This is a genomic window from Agromyces humi, assembly GCF_009720255.1.
Classification (GTDB): domain Bacteria; phylum Actinomycetota; class Actinomycetes; order Actinomycetales; family Microbacteriaceae; genus Agromyces; species Agromyces humi.
The window spans coordinates 1-3,863 of record NZ_WJSP02000352.1; the positions used below are offsets into that span (position 1 = coordinate 1).

General features: G+C 71.6%; 5 protein-coding genes. 3 read left to right on the forward strand and 2 right to left on the reverse strand.

Features of this window, described 5'->3' with window-relative positions; all coding sequences use genetic code 11:
* The coding region (locus tag GH736_RS18820; RefSeq protein ID WP_203230850.1) for an OST-HTH/LOTUS domain-containing protein at nucleotides 1-336 on the forward strand (336 nt) is incomplete at its 5' end.
* Nucleotides 337-374: 38 nt separating this feature from the next.
* Here the strand turns inward: GH736_RS18820 and GH736_RS18825 are convergent.
* Together GH736_RS18825 and GH736_RS18830 are read right to left on the reverse strand one after the other, a co-directional pair.
* The gene (locus tag GH736_RS18825; RefSeq protein WP_159606082.1) at nucleotides 375-632 is read right to left on the reverse strand and encodes a hypothetical protein; all 258 of its coding nucleotides are present in this window, start codon (nucleotides 630-632) and stop codon (nucleotides 375-377) included.
* A 153-nt stretch (nucleotides 633-785) separates the two neighbouring features.
* Nucleotides 786-1,448 (reverse strand): DUF1707 SHOCT-like domain-containing protein, encoded by a 663-nt coding sequence (locus tag GH736_RS18830; RefSeq protein ID WP_203230851.1) that lies wholly within the window; start codon nucleotides 1,446-1,448, stop codon nucleotides 786-788.
* A gap of 140 nt (nucleotides 1,449-1,588) precedes the next feature.
* On the opposite strand from GH736_RS18830, the gene GH736_RS18835 reads away from it, so the two are divergent.
* Together GH736_RS18835 and GH736_RS18840 are read left to right on the forward strand one after the other, a co-directional pair.
* The gene (locus GH736_RS18835) at nucleotides 1,589-2,356 is read left to right on the forward strand and encodes a FadR/GntR family transcriptional regulator (RefSeq protein ID WP_159606086.1); all 768 of its coding nucleotides are present in this window, start codon (nucleotides 1,589-1,591) and stop codon (nucleotides 2,354-2,356) included.
* Nucleotides 2,357-2,477: 121 nt separating this feature from the next.
* Nucleotides 2,478-3,863, forward strand: a 1,386-nt coding sequence (locus GH736_RS18840) for an alpha-hydroxy acid oxidase (protein WP_159606088.1), incomplete at its 3' end; no start/stop codon positions are given.

The following is a 3,863-nucleotide window of genomic DNA, read 5'->3' on the forward strand; positions in this document are numbered from 1 at the left end:
GACGCCACCGCCGACGCAGATGCCGCGGCGCCGGCCGGGCGATCGGGCGGCGCGCCCGCCGTGCACTTCTCCGACGGGACGCAGCCCGAGCCGACCTCGGGAACCCGCAACCCCGGACGCCTCATCCTCAAGGCGCTCGAGCTGCTGCGCGCGAAGAACGACGAGGAGTGGCAGCCTTCGGGCGCCGTGAAGAACCAGATGCTGCGCATGGATCCGTCGTTCCAGGAGCGCCGGCTCGGCTTCGGATCGTTCAGCGACTTCGTGAAGTCGCGCGGCGGCGTCGTCGAGCTCGACGAGGCGGGCAACCGCATCCGGATCCGCCCGAAGAAGGGCTGAACCACTCCCTCGCCGCCGACGCCCTCCGCCGGCGCGGGCTAGGCGCCGACGCCGGTCGCGTTCGCCCCCGGCTGGTCCTCGGTGTCACCGTCGAGCGCGCCGTCGCTCGCGTCGGGGACCCCGGGGATCGTGCCGTCCTCCGTGGGCGGCGGCTGGATGTTGTACGACGACTGGTCGTCGGGCGCCGTGTCGGTGCGGCCGTCGTCGTGGTGGTTCGGCTGGGCCGACGCGTCGTCGGCACCTTCGGCCGGGTCCTCGGGGTGCTCGCGGGACGTGGGCGTGTTGATGTCGGACATCTGCTCCTCCTGTCGTCGCGACCGCCCGCCTGGTCAACGCCGGGTGGTCGCGTGCGAGCCAGTCTCGGCCATCGCACCAGCGATCGGCAGGGGCTTGCCCTCTCGCCGATGTCGCCTGCAGTCGACTACGCCGTGGCCCTGGCGCGATCGAGCTCAGTCCTGTGCACGGCGGCTTCCGCCGCCCGGACCATAGATGATGATCGCGGTCACAGGGATGATCAGGAACCACAGCCACGACCAGGCGAAGCTGCCGTTGAAGCCCGTGATGAAGAAGAGCGCGACCGCGAGGAACGGCGTCAGCGCCATGACGGTGTCGCCGATGCGCCCGCCCAGCGCCCGCGATGGGCGGGCCGACGCCTCGGTTTCGCTCCTGTTGCCCGGGCCGTAGATGATGATGCCCGCGATCGGGATGAGCAGGAACCACAGCCAGGCCCACACGAACGTCACTTGAAAGCCCGTGATGAAGAAGAGCGCGACCGCGAGGAACGGCGTCAGGGCCATGATCGTGTCGCCGATGCGCCCGCCCAGCGCCCGCGACTGGCGTTGCGTCGGCGAGTCGGCGACGGCGACGGGCGGTGGTGGAGCCGTCGTGACCGAGGACGCAGGGAGGGTGCTGGTCGGGTCCGGCAGGTCCGCGAAGAGCGGGGCGAGGTCGGCCCGCGTCACTGCCCGCTGGGCTGCCGCGGCGCGCTCGTCGTACTCGGTCGGTGCAAGGCGCCCCTCGGCCCTCGCGATGGCGAGCTCCGCCACCGCGGCCTCCCGCTCGGCGTCGCTCAGCCGTTGGTCCGGCCACTCGGGGTTCACGTATGCGTTCACTCGCACAGCGTCTCCGCTCCGTGGCCTGCCGACAGGGTCCAACGACCCATGGATCCGATCCATCCACGGTTCGGTGTGGTCCGACCACACGTGGTAATCTGTGGTCAGACCATAAGTGGCGCGCGAGAGGAGCAGGCGGCATGGCATCCGACGCATCCGCCGAGCCACGTGCCTGGGAGCAGGTGCTGCAGCACATCGAGCGCAGGCTGCTCGATGGGGAGCTCGCGCCCGGCGACCGTCTGCCGGGCGAGCGCGTCCTCGCAGCCGAACTCGGCGTCGGGCGCTCGAGTGTGCGCGAGGCGCTGCGCGTGCTCGAGGTGCTCGGCCTCATCCGCACCCACGCCGGATCCGGACCCACCGCCGGCGCGATCATCATCGCGACGCCCGGCGGAGGCATGAGCGCCCTCATGCGCTTGCAGGTGGCCGCGAACGGGTTCCCCGTGGCGGACATCGTCGCGATGCGACTCGTGCTCGAGGCGTCCGTCGCGGACGGCCTCGCCGCGGCATCCGCGCTCGTACCGCAGACCGATGCCCCCGACCTCGAGCCGGCCGACCGGCTCCTCGACGCCATGGACGCACCCGACCTCGCTCCGGCCGAGTTCCTCGCGCTCGACGCGGCCTTCCACCTCGCCCTCGCCGAGGCATCCGGCAACCAGGTGATCACCGCCACGATGGCGGGCCTGCGCAGCGGCATCGAGGGGTACGCCCGGGCCGGCCTCGCCACGATCGCCGACTGGCACGCGACCTCCGACCGGCTCCGCGGCGAGCATCGCGGCGTGGTGGCCGCGATCAGGGCAGCGGATGCCGCGTCCGCCCGCTCCCGCATGCACGACCACATCGCGGGCTACTACGCCGAGACCTTCATCGACCCGGCCCCGGCCCCGGCCCGGACCCCGCCCTCGAGGTGACGCGAATCGACCTTCGCGATCGCGGGAAGGTCGATTCGCGTCACCTCGACGCACCCAGACCAGCACCAGCACCAGCACCAGCACCAGCACCAGCACCAGACACAGAGAGAGCATCGACACCATGGTCCAGCGCCAGTTCCCGAACCCGAAGGAGCTCGCCGAGCTCATGCGCTTCAAGGCGCCCACGCTGAACGCGACGGACCGCCGCCTCGAGAAGGCGCTGACGATCGCCGACCTCCGCGCGATCGCGAAGCGCCGCACCCCGAAGGCGCCGTTCGACTACACCGAGGGTGCCGCCGAGGGCGAGCTCTCCCTGGCCCGGGCCCGCCAGGCATTCCAGGACGTGGAGTTCCACCCGTCGATCCTCCGCAACGTGCCCGTCGTCGACACGAGCCGCGAGGTGCTCGGCGGACCGAGCGCGCTGCCCTTCGGCATCGCCCCCACGGGCTTCACGCGCATGATGCAGACCGAGGGCGAGATCGCCGGCGCCGGCGCGGCCGGTGCCGCGGGCATCCCATTCACCCTCTCCACGCTCGGCACCACGTCGATCGAGGACGTGAAGGCCGCCAACCCGAACGGCCGCAACTGGTTCCAGCTCTACGTCATGCGCAAGCGCGAGATCTCCTACGAGCTCGCCAAGCGCGCGGCCGCCGCCGGGTTCGACACGCTGTTCTTCACCGTGGATACCCCGGTCGCCGGCGCCCGCCTGCGCGACAAGCGCAACGGCTTCTCCATCCCGCCGCAGCTGACGCCCGGCACCGTCATCAACGCGCTGCCCCGGCCGGCGTGGTGGATCAACTTCCTCACCACCCCGAAGCTCGAGTTCGCGTCGCTGTCCTCCACCGGGGGTACCGTCGGCGAGCTGCTCGACTCGGCGATGGACCCCACCATCTCGTTCGAGGACCTCGACGTCATCCGCGAGATCTGGCCCGGCAAGATCGTCGTCAAGGGCGTGCAGACCGTCGAGGACGCCAGGCTCCTCGCCGACCGGGGCGTCGACGGCATCGTGCTCTCGAACCACGGCGGCCGTCAGCTCGACCGCGCGCCCATCCCGTTCCACCTGCTGCCGCACGTGGTGCGCGAGGTCGGGAACGACCTCGAGGTGCACGTCGACACCGGCATAATGAACGGCGCCGACATCGTGGCATCCGTCGCCCTCGGTGCGCGCTTCACGCTCATCGGCCGCGCGTACCTCTACGGCCTGATGGCCGGCGGCCGTCGGGGCGTCGACAAGACCATCTCGATCCTGCGGACCGAGGTCGAGCGCACGATGAAGCTCCTCGAGGTCGCGAGCCTCGACGAGCTCGGGCCGCAGCACGTCACGCAGCTCACGCGGGTGGTGCCGATGCCGAAGCCGATGGCGGATGCCGCGGCGGCGGCGGTCGCCGCGGCCTCCCCGAAGCCCAGGGCGACACGTGCGCCCCGTTCGAACGCCGCACCCGCCGCAGGCGCCGCGACATCGGCCGGAGCGAAGTCGGCGGCCGCAGCGACCGCGGACTTCGCTCCG

Excerpts from the sequence above, each read along its gene's own strand:
- GH736_RS18835 (WP_159606086.1), top strand. The coding sequence starts at position 1,589 with ATGGCATCCGACGCATCCGCCGAGCCACGTGCCTGGGAGCAGGTGCTG.
- GH736_RS18825 (WP_159606082.1), bottom strand. The coding sequence starts at position 632 with ATGTCCGACATCAACACGCCCACGTCCCGCGAGCACCCCGAGGACCCG.